A 21,886-nucleotide genomic window follows, 5' to 3' on the forward strand; every position below is an offset into this window, starting at 1 on the left:
TGTTGCACGCCCGTCAGATGGGTCCCCGCCTTCGCGGGGATGACAAAGAAGGTTTAGATCCAACTCGTTCGCAGAGTCAGTCGTGCTCGCGCCCGCCTGCCCCCATGTAGAGTTCGCTGCCGGTTTCGCGGAACACCTTGCTCATCTCGGCCATGCCGGCCTCCGCCTCTTCGGCGGCGACGAAGGTTTCAACCGGCTGGTTCTGCTTCGCGGCGAACTCGCGCACTTCCTGGCTGATCTTCATCGAGCAGAACTTCGGCCCGCACATCGAGCAGAAATGCGCCGACTTCGCGCCCTCCGCAGGCAGCGTCTGGTCGTGGTACTGCTCCGCCGTGTCGGGATCGAGAGACAGGTTGAACTGGTCGCGCCAGCGGAACTCGAAACGGGCGCGGGACAATGCATCGTCGCGGACCTTGGCCGCCGGGTGGCCCTTCGCCAGATCGGCGGCATGGGCGGCCAGCTTGTAAGTAACCACGCCGACTTTCACGTCATCGCGGTCGGGCAGGCCGAGGTGCTCCTTGGGCGTCACGTAGCAGAGCATCGCCGTGCCGTACCAGCCGATCATCGCGGCACCGATGCCGCTGGTGATGTGATCGTAGCCTGGAGCGATGTCGGTGACGAGCGGACCGAGGGTATAGAACGGCGCCTCGCCGCAGGCGGCCAGCTGCTTTTCCATGTTCTCCTTGACTTTGTGCATCGGCACATGGCCCGGCCCCTCGATCATGACCTGCACGTCCTGCTCCCAGGCGCGCTTCGTCAGTTCCCCCAGCGTGTAGAGTTCGGCGAACTGCGCCTCGTCGTTGGCATCCGCGATCGAGCCGGGGCGCAGGCCATCGCCCAGCGAGTAGGCGACGTCGTAGGCCTTCATGATCTCGGTGATTTCGTCGAAGCGTTCGTAGAGGAACGATTCCTTGTGATGCGCCAGGCACCACTTGGCCATGATCGAGCCGCCGCGGCTGACGATGCCGGTGACGCGCTTCGCCGCCAGCGGCACGAAGGGCAGGCGAACCCCGGCGTGGATGGTGAAGTAATCGACGCCCTGCTCGGCCTGTTCGATCAGGGTGTCGCGGAAGACTTCCCAGGTCAGGTCCTCGGCAATGCCGCCGACTTTCTCCAGCGCCTGATAGATCGGCACGGTGCCGATCGGCACGGGCGAGTTTCGGATGATCCATTCGCGCGTGTCGTGGATGTTGCGCCCGGTCGAAAGGTCCATGACGGTGTCGGCGCCCCAGCGGATCGACCAGACCATCTTGTCGACCTCGTTCGCCACGTCCGACGCGACGGCAGAGTTGCCGATGTTGGCGTTGATCTTGACAAGGAAATTGCGCCCGATCGCCATCGGCTCGCTTTCGGGGTGATTGATGTTGGAGGGGATGATGGCGCGGCCGCGCGCGACTTCCTCGCGCACGAACTCGGGCGTCACGTAGTCCGGGATCGATGCGCCCCAGTCCTGCCCGTCGCGCACGTATTCCCTGAGCATGGCGCGGCCGAGGTTCTCGCGCTCGGCCACATATTCCATCTCCGGCGTGATGATCCCGCGCCGGGCGTAGTGCATCTGGCTGACGTTCATGCCCGCCTTCGCGCGCAAGGGCCGCCTGACGACGTTGGGGAAGGCCGGAACCCCTGCCGAACGGTCAGGCCCCTTGAGGCCGTTGTCCTCGGGCTTCACCTCGCGCGCGGCGTAATCCTCCACGTCGCCGCGCGCCGTGATCCATTCGCGGCGCTTGGGGGCGAGGCCCGCCGAAATGTCGATCGTGACATCGGGATCGGTATAAGGGCCGGAGGTGTCGTAGACCCGCACCGGTGCCTCGCCGCTGCCGGGTTCGAGGTGGATTTCGCGCATCGCCACGCCCAGCGGGCCGACGTGGATCTTCCTCGATCCACGGATGGGGCCGGTGGTCACGCCGATCTCGAGCTTGGAATTGATGTCTGCCATGGATTGCCTCTCTTTTTCTCCATGGGACGAAAAAAGAGACGCATTGCGGGCGTTGAAACATGCTCAAACCCGACGCTCCACTTCCTCCGCCCGTACTAACGGGTTCAGGTTCGACGGGTCTTGTGGAGCATACCCACAACTCTCAGCCACTTGCTGGCTCCCCGGGGACGGCGCAGTGATAGACGCGCGTATCGGCGGGGTCTAGAGGCTTGAGCCCATGCCGATGCTCTATCGCCTCGACGCGCCCGCGCCGCATGTCGCACGCTCCTTCGGGGCCGAATCCGGCAATGACCCGTGGGACGGCGGCCACGTCGCGCCCGGGCAGTTCGCGCCGGTCATCACGGCTGGGCGAGAGGCGATCGCCGGGCCGAGGCCGCACTATCGCACCCCGCGCCGGATGATCCCGCGCCTCTGGGGCGTACCGCCGCCGCCCTCGGTGCACGAGCAGCGCGGCATCCTGACGGTGCGCAACCTCGACAGCCCGTTCTGGATCGGCAACTTGCGCAACAGCGAGTTCCGCTGCCTGGTGCCCGCCACCGCCTTCATGGAGTGGGGCCGCCCCTCGCCCACGGATGGCAAGCGCCGCCAGTGCTGGTTCGCCTGCGCCGACCTACCGGTCTTCGCCATGGCGGCGGTATGGAAGGACAGCGAGATCCCTCCTTCGCCCTCCTCGCCTGCGAAGCGAACGCGGCACTGAGAGCAGAGGGGCGAGAGACGATGCCGGTGATCCTCCCACCCGATCCGGCCGTGCAGGACACCTGGCTGCGCGGCGCCTGGGACCGCGCGAAGAGCCTCATCGTGCCTTACTCCTCGTCCCTCATGGAGATGCGCGTGGCGGGCTGAGCCCATCGCTATCCGAGACGCGATCAATCCCATGCCGCATGCTTGTTGCTCCTCCGATAACGATCAACTTTCTCGATCGCAGTAAGGGGAGTGTAAAATGATCGACCAGAACGACGCGGCAAAACTGAACCGACGAACCGCCTTGGGACTGGGCGCCACCGCGCTTGCCGCAGCCTCGCTTCCGGCGGCGGCCGCAACGCCGAAGAAGCGCCTGCTCGATCCCGCCAATGCGGCCGATGCCTCGCTGATCTATCGCAAGCTGCGCTATCGCACGGACGACGGCCTCGTCTTCTCGTGGATCAAGGGTCCGTACATGGCCGCGACGGGCGGCGACCTGATCCCGGTCTATGCGATCAATCTCGGATCGATCCAGCGCATCACGCACAACGCCGACGGCAGTTTCGAGCTGATCGACCTGGAGATCAGCTTCCGCGTCGATATCGACACCGGCCGTCGCCTCACCGACCTCCGCAACCCGATCACGGGAGAGACCGTGAAAGTCGGCGGTCGCGGCCCGATCCCCACGCGCGTGCGGGTTTCGGCGACCAACGAGATCGACATTCCCGACGTCCCGGGTACGCCCCGCTTCGAGCACGTCCACACCCCCGCCGTGCCCTTCACCTTGCGCACCGGCGAGATCGCGGTGCGCGACCGCTCGCACGCCAGAGTGACCGCTCCCGACGGCTCGGTGTCCTATCTGAACGAAGTGAGCACCCTGTCCGCGCCGAGCGCGCTGGTGCTGGACCCGGCGGTCACCAACGTCGACACGCGGGTGCAGTCCAACGACGTGCGCAGCTGGCCGGAATGGCTGCGGATGGGCGATCGCCCCGGTACGCTCAATCTGTTCGGCAACGGCGGCAAGGTGAAGCGCTTCGAAGACCTTCCGGCGGACTGGCACGCCATGCTCGAGACGTATTATCCGCAGATCGCCAAGGACCCCATCGCCGCTCTCGACAAGGCGGGGTAACAGGGCACGCCTTGTCTCAGGCAAGGAAGGTGGCCATCTGCGGTAGATGGCCTCCGCGACCCTCGACACCCTGCTCGGCGAAATCCGCGCCTGCCGCCTGTGCGAGACGGCGCTGGGCTTCGAGCCGCGCCCGTTCGTCGCGGCCAGCCCGTCCGCGCGCCTGCTCATTATCGGGCAGGCGCCGGGCAGCAAGGTCCATGCCAGCGGCATAGGCTGGGACGACGACAGCGGCGACCGGCTGCGCGGCTGGCTGGGGCTCGACAAGGCCATGTTCTACGACACCGCGAAAGTCGCGCAGATGCCCTCCGGCTTCTGCTATCCGGGCAAGGCGAGCGGCGGCGACAAGCCCCTCGCCCCGAATGCGCCCCGCGCTGGCACGCGCCGCTGCTGGCCGAACTGCCGCAGCGGCGCCTGACCCTGCTGGTGGGGCAGTACGCCCAGAAACGCTACCTGCCGCGCGGCTTCGCGCCCAACCTCACCGAAACGGTGCGACGGTGGCGCGAGGCGCCGGATGGGCTGTTCCCGCTCCCTCATCCGGCGTGGCGCAGCCGGCTGTGGATGGCGAAGCACCCGTGGTTCGAAGCGGAAGTGCTGCCTGACTTGCGCCGAAAGGTGATCGAAGCCGTCGAAGGCTCCCCGCATCAGAACGTATAGGCCACGCCCGCGCCCAGGACCCACTGGTTCGCGCTGCCCCGCAGCGAGGTGAACGGCGTGTCCTTGCCGTCGTTCAGCATGCGCGAATAGTTCGCCACCCCGAACACCGAAAGCCCACCGTCGCGCACGTCGCCGGAGAGATCATAGGCCATCAGCAGCGAGGTGTTGACGCTGTCCCAGCCGCCCTTGGCATTGTAGACCGGCAGCCCGCTCGCAAGGCTTTGCCCCGGATTCACCGAGTAATAGTAGCGCGCGAACTTGTCATCGACACGGCGGGCGCTGACCGCCAGCACCGTGACGACCGCCGGGCTCAGGGGCGTCGTGTAGCTGATCGCGGGGGACCAGACCATGCCCTTGTAGGCGCCGTTCACATCCCACTTCACGTCGCTCGACAGCGTGAGCGTATCGTAGTCGTGCAGCACGCGGTACTTGGTCACGCCCGCGCTGACGCCGACCTCGATAACCGGATCGAGCTTGCCTGCCGCCCGCACGACCTCGTCCCGCACGCGCCGGTTGCGATTGAACGAGGCCGTGACCACCGGCCCCAGCGAAAAGCCGATGCCCGAATCCTTGTCGTCGGGAATGAAGTCCAGCGCCACGCCCGCAACGCGCGGATTGATGTCCACGCCCTTGAAATGGCCGCGCACCAGCGGCACCGGCGAGAGGATGTAGTCATCCGAGCCGCGATAGCTGGGAACATAGACCGCACCGACGCCGACCGTCAGGTAATCGCCGTCGAGGACGTTCTCGGTCGGCTGTTGCTGCGGCGCCTCCTGCGCGATGGCGGGCATCGAAAGAAGGGCGGCAGATGCCGTGCAAATCCGTAAGACAAGGCGTGAATTCATGACGGTCCCCTGAAGATCTTGAGAGACCAACGCTTTGCGGGACCTAACAGTTGCCTCGCTTGGCTTTCAGGCCGACGACTGCCAGTCACGCACCGCCTCGATCGGGTGCACCAGCATCAGGACGTTGAGGGTCAGGTTGTCCCGGATCATGAACAGCGTGAACGCCTCGAACACCAGCGCCAGAGCTACGCTGGCTCGGGGCGGGAGGCGCGCGGCGACAATGAAACCCAGCGCCATCCACCCCACGTCGCTCAGCGAGTTGAGCACGCTGTCGCCGCTGTAACCGTAGCTGATAGTGACTGAACGGTAGCGATCGATGATCAGGGGCGAGTTCTCCAGCAATTCCCAGCCTCCCTCGAAAGCCACCGCCAGCGGCAAGGCCCAGCGCGGCGACAGGACGCGGCCCAGCGCAGTCCACCGCCAGAGCGCACGCGCGATTCCGTAGAAGATGAGCCCGTGGATGACGTGGCTGAAACTGTACCAGTCAGCGATCTGCTGGCTATTCTGGTCGGACTGTACGTCCCCAGCCCAGAATCGCACGACGCCGCAAGGGCAGATGCCCGGGCGGCCCATCGAAAGCTCAACCAGAAGCAGCGCAAGGCCAAGACAAAGCGCCAGCCACGCCGCCGGACGATGCGGCAGCAGGGGCGAGCGTCCCGCGAGGTTCAGGATGCGGCGGCGCCTTCGGGCAGCGTCTCATTGCCGTCGCCGAGGCGGCGCTGCATGAGGAACACGTCGATCCACTGACCGTGCTTCCAGCCCGCCGCCGTCAGCGTACCGACCGGCAGGAACCCCGCCCGCGCGTGGAGCACGACCGAAGCCGGTTCCGAGGCTGCGATCACCGCGAAAGCCTGCCGGAAACCGCGCTTCTCGCACTCGGTGAGCAGTTCCTGAAGCAGCGCGCTGCCGATCCCGCGGTTCAGGCTGTCCTGGCACACGTATATCGTCGTCTCGACGCTGTAGCGATAGCCGATGCGCGGGCCGTAGCGCTGGGCGAAGCCGAAGCCGAGCACGCGGTCGTCGTCGTCGCGCATGACGAGGAAGGGATAGCCGCCCTTGATCAGTTCGCGCATCCGCCGTTCCGATTCCGCCTCGTCAGGTGGTTCGGTCTCGAACGTCGCGGTGCTTTCCAGCACGTAGTGCGCGTAAATCTCGGCTATTGCGGCCGCATCCCCCGATGCGGCGTCGCAAACGGCCAGTTGGCCTGTGAGTTGCCCTGTCATCGTCACGAACATGCAGTAAAGCGAGGGGTCTGCCAAGTTGCAGCAATCGTTCGCAGTGCCTAAACAACGCCGCGATGCAGCAAAAATCGGCCGATCCGGCGTTCTGTGACCTCGCGATACTAGGCGGCGGCCTTGCCGGCGGGCTGATCGCGCTTGCCTTCGCGGCGCGGCGACCGGACCTTCGTGTGGCGATATTCGAGCGTGATCAGCGACTTGGCGGGGACCACGTCTGGTCCTTCTTCGCCAGCGACCTGCCCGAAGGCGGCGAGGCGCTGCTGGACCCCATCGTCGTTGCCCGTTGGGACGATTACGAGGTGCGTTTTCCCGGCACCAGGCGGCACCTAACGACACCCTACCGGAGCGCAACGGGCACAAAGCTCGACGCGGCGGTGCGCGCGGCGCTGCCCGCCGACGCCATCGTCACCGGCTTCGAAGTCGAGCACGCCGACGCCACCAGCGTCACCCTGTCCGATGGTCGCCGCTTCGCCGCCGGGGCGGTGATCGACGCGCGGGGGAGCCGGGGCCTGCCGCACATGACAGGCGGCTGGCAGAAGTTCGTCGGCCAGTCCCTGCGCCTCGCCGCGCCGCATGGGCTGGCGCGGCCGGTGGTGATGGATGCCACCGTCGCGCAGATCGACGGCTACCGCTTCGTCTACTGCCTGCCCTTCTCCGATACCGAGGTCTTCGTCGAGGATACGTACTATTCCGATACCTCCGACCTCGACCTCCCGGCCCTGCGCACCCGCATCGCCGACTATGCCCGCGCGCAAGGCTGGCAGGTCGAGAGCGTTGCCTACGAGGAAACCGGCGTCCTTCCCGTCATCGCCGAGGGGGATTTCGAGGCGTTCTGGCGCGCCGGAAGCCCCCTGCCGCGTGCCGGAACCCGCGCCGCCTTGTGCCATCCGCTGACATCCTACTCGATTCCCGATGCGACAAGATTCTGCGCTTTACCTGACCAGCCTCGACAATCTCTCCGGGTCCGCCCTATTGAGGACCAGTCATGACAGGGCCGCACAGCACTGGCGCCAAGGGCGCTTCTATCGAATGTTGAGCAAGATGCTCTTTGGCGCCGCACACGGCCCGGACCGCTGGCGCATGCTGGCGCGCTTCTACACGCTGCCCGAAGGGCTGATCGAGAGATTCTACGCAGGCCGCTCGACCCCGCTCGACATGGCGCGGGTGCTGGCCGGAAAGCCGCCGGTGCCGGTGGGCGCGGCGCTCGCCAGCCTGACCGGACGCGGGCGTCCGCTGGCTGATCTGGGAGCCGTATCGTGAAGAAGGCCTGCGTCATCGGCGCCGGTTTCGGCGGCCTTGCCCTCGCGATCCGGCTCCAGAGCAGCGGCATCGCCACCACCCTGATCGAAGCGCGCGACAAGGTCGGCGGCCGCGCCTACTCCTGGCAGCGCGAGGGCTTCACTTTCGATGCCGGCCCCACCGTCGTCACCGATCCGGAATGCCTGCGCGAGTTGTGGAAGCTCTCCGGCCACGACATCGCCGACGACGTGACGCTGATGCCGGTCATGCCGTTCTATCGCCTCAACTGGACCGATGGTGTCACTTTCGACTACTCGAACGACGAAGGTTCCCTGCGCCGCGAGATCGCCCGCGTCGCCCCCGGCGACCTTGCCGGGTACGAGGAGTTCGAACGCTACGCCGCCGGGGTCTGGCAGGAAGGCTACGTCAAGCTGGGGCACGAGGCGTTCCTCGACTTCTCCAGCATGATCAAGGCCGCACCGGCGATGATGCGCTATCAGGCGTGGCGCTCGGTTTATTCGATGGTCTCGCACTACGTGAAGGACGAGCATCTGCGCCAGGCGCTGTCGTTCCACACCCTGCTGGTCGGCGGCAACCCGATGAGCACCAGCGCGATCTACGCCCTGATCCACAAGTTGGAAAAGGACGGCGGCGTGTGGTGGACCAAGGGCGGCACCAACAAGCTGGCGCAGGGCATGGCGAACCTGTTCGAGCGGCTCGGGGCACGCTGCGCGTCGGCGACAAGGTCCGGCAGGTCCACACCATCGGCGATCAGGTCACCGAAGTCGAATGCGAGAGCGGCTGGCGCGAACGCTTCGACGCGGTCGCCTCCAACGGCGACCTCATGCATACGTACGCCAGCCTCCTCGGCGACACGGTGCGCGGCAAGGAGATGGCCAGGAGCCTGACCAAGAAGAGCTTCTCGCCCAGCCTGTTCGTCGTGCACTTCGGGCTGGAGGGCACCTGGCCCGGCATCCCGCACCATACGATCCTGTTCGGCCCCCGCTACAAGGGCCTGCTCGACGACATCTTCGAGCATGGCGTGCTGCCGCGCGATTTCTCGATCTATCTCCATCACCCGACCGTCACCGATCCCTCGATGGCGCCGCCGGGCAAGAGCACCTTCTACGCGCTCGTCCCCGTCGCCCACATGGGCAAGCTGCCGATCGACTGGGCGGAAGTCGGCCCGGTGCTGGAACAGCGCGTGATCCGCGAAGTCGGCCGCCGCCTGATCCCCGACATCGAGGACCGCATCGTCACCCGCTTCCACTACGCCCCGCCCGATTTCGAGGCGGACCTCGGCGCGTGGAAGGGCAATGCCTTCAGCCTCTCGCCGATCCTGACGCAGAGCGCCTTCTTCCGCGGCCATAACCGCGACGACAAGCTGAAGAACCTTTACCTCGTCGGCGCGGGCACGCATCCGGGCGCGGGAATTCCCGGCGTCGTCGGCAGCGCCAAGGCCACCGCCAAGCTTATGCTGGAAGACCTCAGGTGAGCCGGGAAGTCCACGCGCTCAATGCCGCATGGGGCTGGACCGGCGTGCACTTCGCCGAGGTCGTCGCGCACAGCCTGATGGGGCACATGCTCGTCACCGACGATGCGGGCGCGTTCCATTACGTCGATCCCGATCTCGGCGAAGTCACCCCGCTCGGCACCGAGGCGGAGGCCAGGGCGCACATGGCCCTGGACGAGACGAAGGCGATCTGGCGCGCGGACGCCCTTGTCGATGCGGCGGTAAAGCGGCTAGGGCCTCCCGCATCGGGCGAGGTCTACAGCCTCACCCCGCAGGCGCTCGTCGCCGGGGACTATGCCCACGAACATCTGGTGCGGATCGATTTCGTCCGCCTCATCCAAATCACGGGTGACCTCGCCCGGCAGACGCGCGATCTTCCGGAGGGCGCGCTGGTTAATATCAAGGTAGTTGACTGACATGAAGCGTCTCGCCGTCTATTGCGGCTCCGCCACTCCCGCCGATCCCCGCTACGTCCAGCTTGCCGCGGACGTCGGCACCGCGCTTGCCACGCAAGGCATCGGCGTCGTCTACGGCGGCGGTCGCCTCGGCCTCATGGGCGCCGTCGCCGGTGCCGCGCTGGCAGCAGGCGGCGAGTGCATCGGCGTCATCCCCGAAGCGCTCACCGGCAAGGACGGCAAGGGCGGCGAAGTGGCCAACTACGATTGCGAACTCACGATCGTGAAGACCATGCACGAACGCAAGGCCAAGTTCACCGAACTGTCCGACGGCTTCCTGGTCCTGCCCGGCGGCGTCGGCACCATGGACGAGCTGTGGGAAGCGGTGAGCTGGGCGCAGCTGGGCTATCACAACAAGCCGGTCGGCGTGCTCAATGCCTTCGGGTTCTACGACGGGCTGCTGGCGTTCAACCGCCACATGGCCGAAGTCGGCTTCGTACGCCCGGCGCACCAGGGTATCCTGCTGGCCGATACCGAACTGGCGCCGCTGCTCGACCGGATGCACGCGCACCAGCCGATCGTGCCGATCGTGAACATGGACCCGAACACGCTGTGATGCGCGTGGCCTGCCGTTCGGGCGAGGGAGGGCTTGTCCCCCTCGTTCGTCATTGCGAGCGTAGCGAAGCAATCCAGGGCGGCGTGGCACTGCCCTGGATTGCTTCGCTACGCTCGCAATGACGACGGGTGGGGTGAACGGAAGACCAGCGGCAATGCCGTTTAACCGCGCCGCCCTCGTCGCCGAGGCGCGCGAATCCATCCGCCTCGGGTCGAAGAGCTTCGCCGCCGCCAGCCGCCTGTTCGACCGCGAAACGCGCGAGCGGGTCTGGCTGCTCTACGCCTGGTGCCGCGCCTGCGACGACATCGCCGACGAGCAGGATCACGGAGGCGCCTCCACCCCCGGCAAGCTCGACCCCGAATCGCGCCTCGCCACGATCCGCACCCTCACCGAACTGGCGATGGCCGGGGAAGCGACCGGCTCGCCCGCCTTCGACGCACTCGGCCAGCTCATGCGCGAGACGCCGATCACCCCCGCCATGGTCGAGGACGTGCTCGCCGGCTTCGCGCTCGACGCCGCCGAATGGCGCCCGCGCTCCGAAACCGACATGCTGCGCTACTGCTACCACGTAGCGGGCGCGGTGGGGGTGATGATGGCCGCCGTCATGGGCGTGCCCGCCGACGACGAGAACACGCTCGACCGCGCCTGCGACCTCGGCATCGCCTTTCAGCTCGCCAACATCGTGCGCGACGTGTGGGAAGACGACGCCAACGGCCGCTGTTACCTGCCGGTCGAATGGCTGGTGGAGGCCGACATCCCCCCGGCGAGATCACCAAGCCGCACTATCGCCACGCCCTCGTCCCGCAAGTCGCGCGCGCCTGCGCGATGGCACGCGAATACGAGGCGTCCGCCCGCGTCGGCGCGGCGAAGCTGGCGTTCCGGCAGCGCTGGGCCGTGCTCTCGGCAGCGGGCATCTACGGCGGCATCGCGCGGGAGGTCGAACGCCTCGGCGCCCATGCATGGGACCACCGCGCAAGGGTGAGCATGCTCCAGAAGCTGCGGCTGATCGCAGGCGCCTTCTTCGAGGCCAAGCGTGAGCCCGTACCCGCGCCGATACCCCGGCCATCGCGCCGCGAACTGGCACGCCTTTCGTCGTCCCGGACGACGTGAAACCCTCTAAGCAATAGACCGGAAACAAATCCGTAGGACCCGGCGTTACCCACGCACACAACTGTTGGGAGCTACGTCCATGCTATTCACCATCGCCGCCATCCTCATCGTGCTCTGGCTGCTCGGCTTCGTCGTGTTCCATGTTTCCAGCGCGCTGATCCACGTGCTGCTGGTGATCGCCATCGTCGTGGGTCTCGTGCAGCTGTTCCGCGGCCGCAGGGTATAAAAAGCGCGTGCGCCCCGTCAGTGACCGACTGGCGGAGGCGCATTGCGGTAATACTCCGGCGGGTTGAGACGGCGGAACAGCCGTCCGCCCTCCGAATAGAGCACCAGCACCAGCGCGATGAGCCCGCAGATCACCATGGCCGCCATGATCGGCCGCGCGGTGCCGTCGTAAGCCTGTCCGATCAGCGACCCCAGCGTCGCCCCCAGCACCATCCGCACGAACGCCATGACCGAGGCCGCCGCCCCCGCGATCCGCGCGAAGGGCTGCAGCGAGATCGCCTGGAAGTTCGAGCCGATGAAGCTGAGCATGCACATCGACAGCGTCATCAGCGGCAGGAAGGTCCACAGCCCCTCGCCCCGCATCGCCAGCACGAGGTGGATGCTCCCCAGCACGATATACCCCAGCAGCGCCGCGTGCGACACGCGCCGCGCGCCGAAGCGTTCGACGATGCGCGCGTTGGCGAAGTTGGTGCAGGCCATGACCAGCGCCATGCAGCCGAAGATCACCGGGAACATCGTCCCCGCTCCGAAGTGCTCGCCCACCAGCTGCTGCGCGCTGTTGATATAGCCGAACAGCGCCCCCTGCACGAAGGCCGCGCCGAGGAAATAGCCGAAGGCCGCCCGCTCCTTCAGCGCCAGCCCCATGTTGCCCGCGATCACGCTGAGCCTTACCGGCTGGCGGAAATCGGGGTGCAGTGTCTCGGGCAGGCGCATCCACGCCCAGGTGAAGACGCAGGCCGCCAGAACGCCCATGATCCCGAATATCCAGCGCCATCCCGCGAACAGCAGCACCGTCTGCCCCAGCATCGGCGCGATCATCGGCACCACCATGAAGGTCATCGCGATCAGCGACTGGCTGCGCGCCATGCGGTCGCCCTCGAACCGGTCGCGCAGGATGGTCATCGGCATGACGATCATCGCCGAGGTCACGAAGCCCATCACCCCGCGCGCGATCAGCAGCAGCTCGAAACTGGCCGAAACCGCGCAGACCATGGAGAGCAGCACGTAAGTCGTGATCGCCGTCAGCACCACCGGGCGCCGCCCGAAGCGGTCGGCCAGCGCCCCGGGAAACAGCGAGCCCAGCCCCGAGCAGATCAGGAACACGCCGACGATCAACTGCCGCTGGTTGGGATCGGCAAGATGCAGGTCGGTGCTGATCGCGCCGAGCGCGGGCAGCATGACGTCGATCGCCAGCGCTTGCAGGGCCTGGAAAGAGGCCATCATGACGACGAATTCCAGCTCCCCCATCGGGAACTTCTCGGAGCGTGGTGCGGGGAGGTCATGCGCTGGCGCATGCCGCACTTGGCATTGGATGGCCAGTGAAATCCCGCTCCGGATGGCGCATTCGGCCCGAACAGCGCTATATGATATCACATGTTTTCGCAGGACGATCATCGCCCCGGATCGGGAGAGGACGAGGCCGACGGCCTGCGCAAGATCATTCACGTCGACATGGACGCCTTCTACGCCAGCGTCGAGCAGCGGGACGATCCCTCGATCCGGGGGCTTCCCGTAGCGGTCGGCGGCTCGTCCGGGCGCGGCGTGGTGGCGGCGGCGAGCTATGAGGCGCGCAAGTTCGGCGTCCGCTCGGCAATGCCCTCGGCCCGCGCCGTTCGCCTTTGCCCGGACCTCGTGTTCCGCAAGCCGCGCTTCGAGGTCTACCGCGAGGTCAGCCAGCAGATCCGCGCGATCTTCCTCGACTATACCCCCATGTCGAACCGCTCTCGCTCGACGAGGCCTATCTCGACGTCACCGCCGACCTCAAGGGCATCGGCTCGGCCACCCGCATCGCGCAGGAGATCCGTCGCCGGATCAGGGCCGATACCCAGCTGACCGCCAGCGCCGGGGTGTCCTACAACAAGTTTCTCGCCAAGCTCGCCAGCGACCAGAACAAGCCCGATGGCCTCTGCGTCATCCGCCCCGGCGAGGGCGCGCAGTTCGTCGCCGGGCTACCGGTGCGCCGCTTCCACGGCGTCGGCCCGCGCGGGGCGGAGAAGATGGCGCGCCTCGGCATCGAGACCGGCGCCGACCTTGCGGGCAAGGACCTCGCCTTCCTGCGCGCCAACTTCGGCAGCTTCGCCGAGTACCTGTTCCGCGCCGCACGGGGCGTCGACTTGCGCCAGGTACGTGCCGATCGCCCGCGCAAGTCGGTAGGCGGCGAGCGCACCTTCTTCGAGAACATCGAGGACCCGGGGGCCCTGCGCGAAACCATGGACCACATCGTCGATACGGTGTGGGAGCGCATCGAACGCTCCGGCGCGCGCGGGCGGACGGTGACGATGAAACTGCGCTACGCCGACTTCCAGACCCTCACCCGCGCCCGCTCGCTGCATCATTTCGTGGCGGACAAGGCGGAGTTCTCGACGATCGGCCATGCCTTGCTGGAGGACCACTTGCCCCTGCCCCAGCCGATCCGCCTGATGGGCCTGACGCTTTCGGCGCTGGAGCAGCGCGAGGAAGACGCGCGGCCCGCGAAGGACGGGCAGTTATCGCTGTTGTAGGAATCCTCCCTGTCCCGAAGGAATGGGGAGGGGGACCGCTCGCGTAGCGAGTGGTGGAGGGGAGAACCCTCCGTCAGCCCTGCGGGCTGCCACCTCCCCATCGCTGCGCGACAGGGAGGATAAGCGGCCCCAAAAATGGAAGGGCGGCCCCTGAGGACCGCCCTTGACCGGGGACACAATCACTAAACCCGCGTCCGCCCCACAAGTTCCCGCCATAATTGACGGCCGGAGCGGGCTCTGGTTGGCGGAACGAGCCACACCCCGGCCGGGCGACCCGAAGGCCGCCAAGGGCGCTTCAGTCGTTCGGGATCACCCAGCGGATGGTCCCGTCGTAAGTCCCTGCAGCCCTGCCGCCGGTGGCATCGCTCGCCGCATCGAAGCGGGCGCGCCGGGTCACGTTGCGGCAGGTCGCCGCATCGAGGCCGGGAAAGCCGCTCGACTGCGTGACCGTGCAGCCCGACACGCGGCCATCGGCATCGATGGCGAGGCGGAAGCGCACCGTCCCGGTATTCCCTGCACGAATGTCGGCGGTCGGGTAGTCGGCAGTGGTGACCCAGCCCGCGACATTTCCACGCGGCCGGGCGACCTTGGGCGTGAAACGGGCCGCCGGTTCGCTCGGCGCGGTGGAGGGCAGCACGAAGTCGCTGCTGAACTCGGTTGCGCCGCTTACCGGCATCGGATCGACGGTGACGCCGGTGATCGCGGCCTTGGGCGTGATGTCCAAGCGCGGCAGCGGCGCGCTGATCGGCATGTCGCGCACCAGCTTCTGGTCCGGCTCTGCGGTCGGAGGTGGCGGCAGGTCCGGGGTGACGGGCTTGGTGGGGAAGAACTCGCTGGCAAGGTGCGGCGGCTTCTCCTTCTCGAAGAAGGTCACCGCGAAACCGTTGATCAGCGCCAGTGCCAGACCGCCCTGGATCAGGACGACGACACCACCAGTCAGGGCCTTGCGTGTACTTCCGGAATTCCCGTCGACATAAGACATGGGCTTCTCCTCAACAGCGGCCCGTATCCTGCCGTTCACCGCAGGTACGGCACCGGTCAGCGAGAAGATAACACAGTCATAATTCTTGCAAATTACTTTTTACTAAACATGCCAAGTATTTAACAGGGCGCCCACATGATCAGCGTGGTTAGCATGCGCTGCATTGCAATAGCGTGCGAAATCAACGCGCGCCTGCGAGTGCCTTCTGGCGGCGACGCTGCACCGAACTGCCGAGCCCGATCGCCTCGCGGTACTTGGCGACGGTACGCCGGGCGAGTTCGAAGCCCTTGCCCTTCAGCAGGTCCACCAGCGCGTCGTCGGACAGGATCGCCTTCGCATCCTCGGCATCGATGAGCTGACGGATCGCCGCCTTGACCGCCTCGGCCGAGGCCCCGCCCTCGCCGTCCGCCGAGGCGACGCCCGAACTGAAGAAGTACTTCAGCTCGTAAGTCCCGCGCGGGCAGTTGAGGAACTTGTTCGAGGTCACGCGGCTGACGGTCGATCTGTGCATGCCGATCGCTTCCGCCACCGCGCGCAGGGTCAGCGGCCGAAGGTGCGCGACACCCTTGCGGAAGAAGCCGTCCTGCTGCTTCACAAGTTCGGCCGCAACCTTGAGGATGGTCTTCTGCCGCTGGTCGAGCGCCTTGATCAGCCAGTTCGCATCCGCCAGCTTGTCCGACAGCCACGCGCGCGACGCCTTGTCGTCGCACTCGCCTTTCATTTCCACGTAATAGCCGCGATTGACGATCAGCCGCGGCAGCGTCGCCTGGTTGAGCGCGATGTCCCAGCCGCCATCGCTGCGCGCCGTCACCAGAATATCGGGCGTCACCGCGCCGCTCGGCTCGCCGCCGAAGCGCAGGCCTGGCTTGGGGTCGTAGCCGCGCAGTTCGGCGAGCATGTCGGCGAAATCCTCGTCGTCCACGCCGCAGATGCGCTTGAGGCGGGGCAATTCGCCCTTGGCCAGAAGGTCGAGATTGTCGATCATCTTGGCCATGAGCGGGTCGTAGCGATCCGCCTCGCGCGCCTGCAGGGCAATGCATTCGGACAGGCTGCGCGCACCGACGCCGGTGGGGTCGAGCGCCTGGACCAGCGCCAGCCCTTCCTCCATCTCGCCGGGATCGACGCCGAGGTCGCCCGCAAGTTCGGACAGGCTCACCGGCAGGTAGCCCGCCTCGTCGAGCTGGCCGATGATGTAGCGCGCGACGCCCTCGGTGAAGGGATCGCGCGCGACCGCGCCGACTTGCGCTTCGAGGTGTTCGGCCAGCGTGCCGCCGAGGGCCGCGCGTTCGTCGATGCCGGGGCCTTCCTCGCCGCCCGATGCTCCGCTGAGCCGCAGGTCCGCGCCCCATGTCTCGTCGCGGACGGCGCCGTCGCCGGTGTCGCGGTCACGGTCGAGAGCGCCGGTATCGATGTCGAGCGGGCGATCGTCGGCAGCGCGGCCCTCGCCGATCAGGCGATCCACGCCGGACGTCTCCAGCGCCGTTACGCGCGCCTCGGCGGGTGCCTCCACCGTCTCGGCGGCAGGCGCCTGCGCGCCCACATCGAGGAGCGGGTTGGCGTCGAGCGCCTCTCCGATGAAAGTCTCGATCTCGAGGTTGGACAGCGCCAGCAGCTTGATCGCCTGCTGAAGCTGCGGCGTCATGACCAGCGACTGGCTCTGCCTGAGATCGAGGCGCGGCCCCAGCGCCATCGATCAGAGGTCCGTGCTGTGATCCTTCGACAAGCTCAGGATGAGCGGGAAAAGGAAATCCACCCCCACCCCCGCTCGTGCTGAGCTTGTCGAAGCACCTGCACCACGATTGGCCCCGGCACGCCGAAGAATCACAACGTGAAGCCTTCGCCCAGATAAAGGCGCCGCACGTTCTCGTCCGCCACCAGCGCTTCCGGGCTGCCGGCGAAGAGCACCTGGCCGCCGTAGATGATGCAGGCGCGGTCGACGATGTCGAGGGTCTCGCGCACGTTGTGGTCGGTGATCAGCACGCCGATGCCGCGCGTCTTGAGATCGCGCACGAGGTCGCGGATGTCCGAGATCGAAAGCGGGTCGATGCCCGCGAACGGCTCGTCGAGCAGCATGATCGAGGGCTTGGCGGCCAGCGCGCGGGCAATTTCGCAGCGGCGGCGTTCACCGCCCGAGAGCGCCATCGCCGGGCTGGTGCGCAGGCGGGTCAGGCCGAATTCGTCGAGCAGGCGGTCAAGTTCGGCCTGACGCACGTCGCGGTCGGGCTCGTTGAGTTCAAGCACCGCGCCGATGTTCTGCTCCACCGTCATGCCTCGGAAGATCGAGGTTTCCTGGGGCAGATAGCCCAGACCCAGGATCGCACGGCGGTACATCGGCAGGCGGGTCACATCGACGCCGTCCATCAGGATACGCCCGGAGTCGGGCCGGACCAGCCCCATGATCGAGTAGAAGCACGTCGTCTTGCCCGCGCCGTTCGGCCCGAGCAGGCCCAGCACTTCGCCCTTCGCGACCGAAAGCGAAATGTCGGTGAGCACCGCGCGCTTGTCGTAGCTCTTGGCGATCGAGATGACCTCCAGCCCGCCACGCTCCGCCAGAAGTGCGGAGTCGGTGGCTGCGGGGCCGTGATCCTGCTGAAATTCTGCCGTCATCGCCGGGCACTTACCGCAGGCAGGCACGCCCCCGCAAGACGGCATTTCCGCTTAGGCGACGCGACTGGCAGGATTCGTGCATGACTCGGGGGAAATCGGACTGCGGAGCCCTTCGCACTTGCGGAATCTGGAACTGAACTTGTCATGAACGCCTTTCGGTGATGTACTCAGCATCAAGAGGTCGAGGAGAATCGCCCTTATGGACAGGATGACGGACCATGCAGCGCACCAGCCGGTGCGAGGTTCCAGTTCCCACCCCGAGCAGTCGCACTCGGGATCATACGGCGGACCCGTGACGGATTCGCCAATTGCAGGCGCTCAGGTCAGCGACTGGCGCCGCAAGATGAGCGACCACATCGCTTATGCGCTGCTGGTCTACACGGCGCTGCAGATCTTCGTTACCATCGGCGCGCTCAAGGCGCATGGCGGCTCGCTGTTGCCGTACTTCGCGCTGGTGATCCTCGTCGTCGCCATCATCCCGGCATGCCGCCGCTTCGAAGCGCGCTGGAACGGGCTGACCGACGAACAGGCGCACGACCCGGCCCTCGCACCTTATTACCGGCGGGACCGGCTGGCGCTGTGGCTTCTGGCGATCGGCCTGCCTTTCGCCCTCACCGCGCTGTTCAAGGGACTGGCTCTGCTCTTCGCCTGAATTCCTGACCTCCCCCTGCCCCACCTCTTCGTCATTGCGAGCGCAGCGAAGCAATCCCGGGCAGTCTTGAGCCGCTCTGGCTTGCTTCGCTGCGCTCGCAATGACGAGAGCGCGGATAACTCCCGTTTGCCCTTCGCCTGCACCGCGACTAGGGCAAGGCCGCAAGTTCGGCTTTTTATCGGGAGTTTCACAGGTCATGCTCAGTCCGGATCAGGCAAGGGACCGCGCGCTTGACCTCGTGGAGCGCGCCCGCCGCGCCGGGGCCGAGACCGCCGACGCGGTCTATGGCGCCAGTTCCTCCGAAGGCATACAGGTCCGCCTCGGCAAGCTGGAGGAAGTTGAACGCTCCGAAAGCGAGCACATCGCGCTGCGCGTCTTCGTGGGCAAGCGCTCGGCCAGCATCGGCTCGTCCGACCTCTCCCCCGCCGCGCTCGACGAACTGGCCGCCCGCGCCATCGACATGGCCCGCGCCGCGCCCGAGGACGCCTATGCCGGCCTAGCCCCCGATGAACTGCTGACGCGCGGCCCCTGGCCCGAGCTCGACCTGATCGACGCGCACGAACCCAGCCCCGAGGCCCTGCGCGAAGCCGCACTGGAGGCCGAGGACGCCGCGCGCGCGGTATCCGGCATCACCAATTCCGACGGCGGCACCGCCAGCTTCGGGCACGGCGTCTTCGCGCTCGCCACCAGCCACGGCTTTTCCGGCGCCTACGGCTCGACCAGCCATTCGCTGAGCGCTTCGGTCGTCGGCGGCGACGGCTCGGACAAGCAGCGCGACAATGCCTGGCGCAGCACGCACCACCATGCAGACTTGCCCTCCCCCGCCGAAATCGGCCGCCTTGCCGGGGAGCGCACCGTCGCCAAGCTCGGCTCCGGAAAGCTCAAGAGCGGCGCCATGCCGGTGATCTTCGACCCGCGCGTGTCCAGTTCGCTGGTCGGCCACCTGCTCGGCGCGATCACAGGCAGCGCCATCACGCGCCGCTCCAGCTTCCTGCTGGAAAAGCTGGGCGAACAAATCTTCGCCCCCGGCATCCTGATCGCCGACGATCCGCACACCCCGCGCGGCCTGCGCTCGCGCCCGTTCGATGGCGAGGGCCTCGCCACCTCGGCGCGCAATATTGTCGAGGACGGGCGCCTGACCGGCTGGCTGCTCGATTCGGCCTCAGCGCGGCAGTTGAACCTTGCGCCGACCGGCCACGCCGCGCGCAACGGCGGCGGCGCCCCGGGCGTATCGACCGGCAACGTCCACCTCGCGGCGGGGACGCTGTCGCCCAAAGAACTGATGGCGGACGTGAAGGACGGGGTCTACGTGACCGAACTGATCGGCCAGGGCGTCAACGGCGTCACCGGCGACTACAGCCGCGGCGCCGCGGGCTTCCGCATCGTCGATGGCGAGTTGGCCGGGCCGGTGGCGGAGTTCACCGTGGCGGGCAACCTCCTGCGCATGTTCGCTCAGCTGACGGCGGCGAACGACCTCGAATGGCACCGCGCGATCAACGTGCCGACGCTGCGCGTGGACGGGATGACCGTGGCGGGGGATTGATTCCTCGCCTTGCACTTCGTCATTGCGAGCGCAGCGAAGCAATCCAGAGTCGCGCAAGCCGCCCTGGAGTGCTTCGCTGCGCTCGCAATGACGAAGTCTGGCCGAAAACAGCCGGGCACGCGCGATTTCGGATCCGGCGGGATAGCGATGGCTGGAAGGTCAAACTGGAGCGGGCGAAGGGATTCGAACCCTCGACCCCAACCTTGGCAAGGTTGTGCTCTACCACTGAGCTACGCCCGCTCTGGCGTTTGACGGACAGTGCGATGAAGACCGCTTCCGTCCGGGTGGAGGGGCCACTAGCAGCGGTTCGCGACCTCTGCAAGAGCCCCACGTCACAAAAAATGCGTCACAAATTTTACCGAGCCTTGCGCAGCCCCAACACAAGGCTGATCGCGCCGAGCATGACGAGGATCGCGAAAGTGTCGGCGACGAGGTCCATCAGTTCCGCATCGCGGTGGAGCGCGGGGATCATCTGCACCACCTCGATCCCCGCGCCGAGCAGCACCAGTCCTGCCGCGATTGCCAGCTTGGGCACGCGCGGATAGCCGAGCACGCCCAGCACCGCGAGCGTTGCGAAAGCCATCATATGCTGGAACTTGTCGCTGGGCTCACCGGGAAAGTGCGGTGGATGCGGCAGCACGGCCATCGTCACCGCAAAGACCAGCGCCAGCCAGAAAAGGATCTGGAAGAGGTTCTGCATGGCACCACTATCGTGGTGCGGCGCAGCAAATTCAAACTGAACTTGCCCGATCCCGGACGCGCAGAACACCGTCGGTCCCTTGAGGCCGGTCCTTTGCAGGAGGTAGTTTTGCGATGTGGGAAAACTGGAGCGGGCGAAGGGATTCGAACCCTCGACCCCAACCTTGGCAAGGTTGTGCTCTACCACTGAGCTACGCCCGCTCTGGCGTTTCGAAAAGGCCTGCTGGAAAGCGGCCCGTCCGGTGTGGAGGCGGCCCACTAGCAGCGGTTCGAAAGGTCGGCAAGCATAAAAGACAAAGTTTTTGCGACAGCCTCGGAAACGGGCCGAATTGGCGCATTCTCCCTTCACAAACGCGCGCGAAAGGCCAATCTAGGGAACTGATTTTTCGTAATTGGAGCACGAATCTTGGCCAGCATGGGTCTCAACCTCGACGAGCAGAAGGCCGTGGACCGGTTCCGCAAGGCGGTCGCCGAACCTTCGATGACCCAGCTCGTGATCCTGGACTTCTGGGCCGAGTGGTGCGGCCCCTGCAAGGCGCTGACCCCGGTGCTGGAAAAGGTCGCCGCGGAATACGCGGACAAGGGCGTGCTGCTCGCCAAGGTCAACGTCGATGAGGAGCAGTTCATCGCCGCGCAGTTCCGCGTGCAGTCGATCCCGACCGTCTACGCGATCTTCCAGGGCCAGCCGGTGGCGGACCTCACCAGCGCCCGCACCGAATCGCAGCTCAAGGGCATGCTCGATCAGTTGCTCGCCAAGCTGCCGGTACAGCCGGGCGGCGCCGAACCCGCGCCCGACCTCGCCCCGCTGATCGCCATGGGCGAGGAAGCGCTGGCCGAGGGTGACGGCGAACGCGCCGCGAGCATCTTCATGCAGATCCTCGAGATGGCGCCCGACAACGGCGAAGTGCTTGGCGGTCTGGTCCGCGCTTTCGTCGCCGCCGGGCGGATCGAGGAAGGCGAGCAGGTTCTCGATCTGCTGGGCGAACCGCTCTCCACCGACCCGCATGTGGAGCGCGCGCGCGGCGTGCTGGCACTCGCCAAGGACAAGCCCGAGGACAGCGAACTGGCCGCCCTGCGCGCCGCCGCAGCCGAGCGCCCCGCCGACATGGAAGCGCAGTTCGCCTTCGCCGGTGCCGCCTTCGCCGCCGGTGAGCGCGACGGCGCCGCCGAAACGCTGCTGCGCATGATCACGGCCGACCGCGAATGGAACGAGGGCGCGGCCAAGGCCAAGCTGCTGCAAATCTTCGAAGCGATCGGCCTCGAAGACCCGTGGGTTTCGGCCACGCGCCGCAAGCTCTCGACCGTCCTGTTCGGCTGACGC

At 66.7% G+C, this 21,886-nt stretch carries 18 protein-coding genes, 2 tRNA genes, 5 pseudogenes and 1 riboswitch; of the genes and pseudogenes, 14 read left to right on the forward strand and 11 right to left on the reverse strand.

Going from position 1 to position 21,886, the window contains the following annotated elements; translation table 11 throughout:
• Positions 1–76: 76 nt before the first annotated feature.
• Positions 77–1,936 (reverse strand): phosphomethylpyrimidine synthase ThiC, encoded by a 1,860-nt coding sequence (gene thiC, locus KZO24_RS11415; protein WP_271181944.1) that lies wholly within the window; start codon positions 1,934–1,936, stop codon positions 77–79.
• Between the two features lie 63 nt (positions 1,937–1,999).
• Positions 2,000–2,110: riboswitch (TPP riboswitch) on the reverse strand.
• Positions 2,111–2,153: 43 nt separating this feature from the next.
• On the opposite strand from thiC, the gene KZO24_RS11420 reads away from it, so the two are divergent.
• The 3 genes and pseudogenes from KZO24_RS11420 to KZO24_RS11430 all read left to right on the forward strand — a co-directional run bounded on the left by KZO24_RS11420 (position 2,154) and on the right by KZO24_RS11430 (position 4,400).
• On the forward strand, positions 2,154–2,633 hold the full coding sequence (locus tag KZO24_RS11420) for an SOS response-associated peptidase family protein (RefSeq protein WP_486486224.1): 480 nt from the start codon (positions 2,154–2,156) through the stop codon (positions 2,631–2,633).
• Between the two features lie 243 nt (positions 2,634–2,876).
• Positions 2,877–3,746 (forward strand): DUF1838 family protein, encoded by an 870-nt coding sequence (locus tag KZO24_RS11425; protein ID WP_271181946.1) that lies wholly within the window; start codon positions 2,877–2,879, stop codon positions 3,744–3,746.
• 46 nt (positions 3,747–3,792) lie between these two features.
• Positions 3,793–4,400, forward strand: a pseudogene (locus tag KZO24_RS11430) (uracil-DNA glycosylase family protein).
• Here the strand turns inward: KZO24_RS11430 and KZO24_RS11435 are convergent.
• The 3 genes from KZO24_RS11435 to KZO24_RS11445 all read right to left on the reverse strand — a co-directional run bounded on the left by KZO24_RS11435 (position 4,388) and on the right by KZO24_RS11445 (position 6,504).
• On the reverse strand, positions 4,388–5,191 hold the full coding sequence (locus tag KZO24_RS11435; RefSeq protein ID WP_271181948.1) for a MipA/OmpV family protein: 804 nt from the start codon (positions 5,189–5,191) through the stop codon (positions 4,388–4,390). The pseudogene KZO24_RS11430 and the gene KZO24_RS11435 overlap by 13 nt on opposite strands.
• Before the next feature lie 120 nt (positions 5,192–5,311).
• Entirely contained in the window at positions 5,312–5,818 is a 507-nt protein-coding gene (locus KZO24_RS11440; RefSeq protein WP_486486225.1) for a DUF2585 family protein, read from the reverse strand.
• Positions 5,819–5,910: 92 nt separating this feature from the next.
• Positions 5,911–6,504, reverse strand: a complete 594-nt coding sequence (locus KZO24_RS11445; RefSeq protein ID WP_430097942.1) for a GNAT family N-acetyltransferase — start codon at positions 6,502–6,504, stop codon at positions 5,911–5,913.
• A gap of 38 nt (positions 6,505–6,542) precedes the next feature.
• Here KZO24_RS11445 and crtY point away from each other — a divergent pair.
• The 7 genes and pseudogenes from crtY (at position 6,543) to KZO24_RS11480 (ending at position 11,582) form a co-directional block, all read left to right on the forward strand.
• Positions 6,543–7,743, forward strand: a pseudogene (gene crtY, locus KZO24_RS11450) (lycopene beta-cyclase CrtY).
• Positions 7,740–9,217: pseudogene (locus KZO24_RS11455) on the forward strand (phytoene desaturase). The pseudogenes crtY and KZO24_RS11455 overlap by 4 nt, the downstream one beginning before the upstream one ends.
• A complete protein-coding gene (locus tag KZO24_RS11460) occupies positions 9,214–9,651 on the forward strand; it encodes a hypothetical protein (RefSeq protein ID WP_271181951.1) in 438 nt (145 codons plus the stop codon). The pseudogene KZO24_RS11455 and the gene KZO24_RS11460 overlap by 4 nt, the downstream one beginning before the upstream one ends.
• Position 9,652: 1 nt before the next feature.
• Entirely contained in the window at positions 9,653–10,246 is a 594-nt protein-coding gene (locus tag KZO24_RS11465; RefSeq protein ID WP_008829805.1) for an LOG family protein, read from the forward strand.
• A 154-nt stretch (positions 10,247–10,400) separates the two neighbouring features.
• A pseudogene (locus KZO24_RS11470) lies at positions 10,401–11,176 on the forward strand (phytoene/squalene synthase family protein); the annotation flags it as partial.
• Positions 11,177–11,230: 54 nt separating this feature from the next.
• Positions 11,231–11,356 (forward strand): hypothetical protein, encoded by a 126-nt coding sequence (locus KZO24_RS11475; RefSeq protein ID WP_486487203.1) that lies wholly within the window; start codon positions 11,231–11,233, stop codon positions 11,354–11,356.
• Positions 11,357–11,435: 79 nt separating this feature from the next.
• Positions 11,436–11,582 (forward strand): lmo0937 family membrane protein, encoded by a 147-nt coding sequence (locus KZO24_RS11480; RefSeq protein ID WP_008829807.1) that lies wholly within the window; start codon positions 11,436–11,438, stop codon positions 11,580–11,582.
• A gap of 17 nt (positions 11,583–11,599) precedes the next feature.
• On the opposite strand, the gene KZO24_RS11485 is transcribed toward KZO24_RS11480, so the two are convergent.
• Complete coding sequence (locus KZO24_RS11485; RefSeq protein WP_486486226.1) at positions 11,600–12,829, reverse strand: multidrug effflux MFS transporter; 1,230 nt, start codon at positions 12,827–12,829, stop codon at positions 11,600–11,602.
• 126 nt (positions 12,830–12,955) lie between these two features.
• Here KZO24_RS11485 and dinB point away from each other — a divergent pair.
• Positions 12,956–14,082, forward strand: a pseudogene (dinB, locus tag KZO24_RS11490) (DNA polymerase IV).
• 295 nt (positions 14,083–14,377) lie between these two features.
• On the opposite strand, the gene KZO24_RS11495 reads toward dinB, so the two are convergent.
• From KZO24_RS11495 to lptB, 3 genes are all read right to left on the reverse strand, one after another.
• The gene (locus tag KZO24_RS11495; protein WP_271181955.1) at positions 14,378–15,064 is read right to left on the reverse strand and encodes an energy transducer TonB; all 687 of its coding nucleotides are present in this window, start codon (positions 15,062–15,064) and stop codon (positions 14,378–14,380) included.
• Between the two features lie 181 nt (positions 15,065–15,245).
• The gene (rpoN, locus tag KZO24_RS11500) at positions 15,246–16,754 is read right to left on the reverse strand and encodes an RNA polymerase factor sigma-54 (protein WP_486486227.1); all 1,509 of its coding nucleotides are present in this window, start codon (positions 16,752–16,754) and stop codon (positions 15,246–15,248) included.
• Positions 16,755–16,885: 131 nt separating this feature from the next.
• Entirely contained in the window at positions 16,886–17,671 is a 786-nt protein-coding gene (lptB, locus tag KZO24_RS11505) for an LPS export ABC transporter ATP-binding protein (protein WP_271181957.1), read from the reverse strand.
• Between the two features lie 292 nt (positions 17,672–17,963).
• On the opposite strand from lptB, the gene KZO24_RS11510 reads away from it, so the two are divergent.
• Together KZO24_RS11510 and KZO24_RS11515 are read left to right on the forward strand one after the other, a co-directional pair.
• Positions 17,964–18,323, forward strand: a complete 360-nt coding sequence (locus KZO24_RS11510) for a hypothetical protein (protein ID WP_430097935.1) — start codon at positions 17,964–17,966, stop codon at positions 18,321–18,323.
• 196 nt (positions 18,324–18,519) lie between these two features.
• Positions 18,520–19,866, forward strand: a complete 1,347-nt coding sequence (locus KZO24_RS11515) for a TldD/PmbA family protein (RefSeq protein ID WP_271181958.1) — start codon at positions 18,520–18,522, stop codon at positions 19,864–19,866.
• Between the two features lie 165 nt (positions 19,867–20,031).
• Here KZO24_RS11515 and KZO24_RS11520 read toward each other — a convergent pair.
• The 3 genes from KZO24_RS11520 to KZO24_RS11530 all read right to left on the reverse strand — a co-directional run bounded on the left by KZO24_RS11520 (position 20,032) and on the right by KZO24_RS11530 (position 20,766).
• Positions 20,032–20,106: transfer RNA gene (locus KZO24_RS11520), tRNA-Gly, on the reverse strand.
• Positions 20,107–20,221: 115 nt separating this feature from the next.
• Positions 20,222–20,566, reverse strand: coding sequence for a VanZ family protein (locus KZO24_RS11525; protein ID WP_486486228.1), 345 nt, complete (start codon positions 20,564–20,566; stop codon positions 20,222–20,224).
• Positions 20,567–20,691: 125 nt separating this feature from the next.
• Positions 20,692–20,766 (reverse strand) — tRNA-Gly (locus KZO24_RS11530).
• 214 nt (positions 20,767–20,980) lie between these two features.
• Between KZO24_RS11530 and KZO24_RS11535 the strand changes: the two genes are divergently transcribed.
• Positions 20,981–21,883: a tetratricopeptide repeat protein gene (locus KZO24_RS11535; RefSeq protein WP_486487171.1), complete on the forward strand. Its 903-nt coding sequence runs from the start codon at positions 20,981–20,983 to the stop codon at positions 21,881–21,883.
• Positions 21,884–21,886: the final 3 nt, after the last annotated feature.

The sequence above is a fragment of the Novosphingobium sp. NFX11 genome, from assembly GCF_057376415.1.

Excerpts from the sequence above, each read along its gene's own strand:
- thiC (WP_271181944.1), bottom strand. The coding sequence starts at position 1,936 with ATGGCAGACATCAATTCCAAGCTCGAGATCGGCGTGACCACCGGCCCC.
- KZO24_RS11480 (WP_008829807.1), top strand. The coding sequence starts at position 11,436 with ATGCTATTCACCATCGCCGCCATCCTCATCGTGCTCTGGCTGCTCGGC.
- KZO24_RS11515 (WP_271181958.1), top strand. The coding sequence starts at position 18,520 with ATGCTCAGTCCGGATCAGGCAAGGGACCGCGCGCTTGACCTCGTGGAG.
- KZO24_RS11425 (WP_271181946.1), top strand. The coding sequence starts at position 2,877 with ATGATCGACCAGAACGACGCGGCAAAACTGAACCGACGAACCGCCTTG.
- KZO24_RS11485 (WP_486486226.1), bottom strand. The coding sequence starts at position 12,829 with ATGGGGGAGCTGGAATTCGTCGTCATGATGGCCTCTTTCCAGGCCCTG.
- KZO24_RS11525 (WP_486486228.1), bottom strand. The coding sequence starts at position 20,566 with ATGCAGAACCTCTTCCAGATCCTTTTCTGGCTGGCGCTGGTCTTTGCG.
- rpoN (WP_486486227.1), bottom strand. The coding sequence starts at position 16,754 with ATGGCGCTGGGGCCGCGCCTCGATCTCAGGCAGAGCCAGTCGCTGGTC.
- lptB (WP_271181957.1), bottom strand. The coding sequence starts at position 17,671 with ATGACGGCAGAATTTCAGCAGGATCACGGCCCCGCAGCCACCGACTCC.
- KZO24_RS11420 (WP_486486224.1), top strand. The coding sequence starts at position 2,154 with ATGCCGATGCTCTATCGCCTCGACGCGCCCGCGCCGCATGTCGCACGC.
- KZO24_RS11465 (WP_008829805.1), top strand. The coding sequence starts at position 9,653 with ATGAAGCGTCTCGCCGTCTATTGCGGCTCCGCCACTCCCGCCGATCCC.
- KZO24_RS11535 (WP_486487171.1), top strand. The coding sequence starts at position 20,981 with ATGGGTCTCAACCTCGACGAGCAGAAGGCCGTGGACCGGTTCCGCAAG.
- KZO24_RS11475 (WP_486487203.1), top strand. The coding sequence starts at position 11,231 with ATGCTCCAGAAGCTGCGGCTGATCGCAGGCGCCTTCTTCGAGGCCAAG.
- KZO24_RS11435 (WP_271181948.1), bottom strand. The coding sequence starts at position 5,191 with ATGCCCGCCATCGCGCAGGAGGCGCCGCAGCAACAGCCGACCGAGAAC.
- KZO24_RS11495 (WP_271181955.1), bottom strand. The coding sequence starts at position 15,064 with ATGTCTTATGTCGACGGGAATTCCGGAAGTACACGCAAGGCCCTGACT.
- KZO24_RS11440 (WP_486486225.1), bottom strand. The coding sequence starts at position 5,818 with ATGGGCCGCCCGGGCATCTGCCCTTGCGGCGTCGTGCGATTCTGGGCT.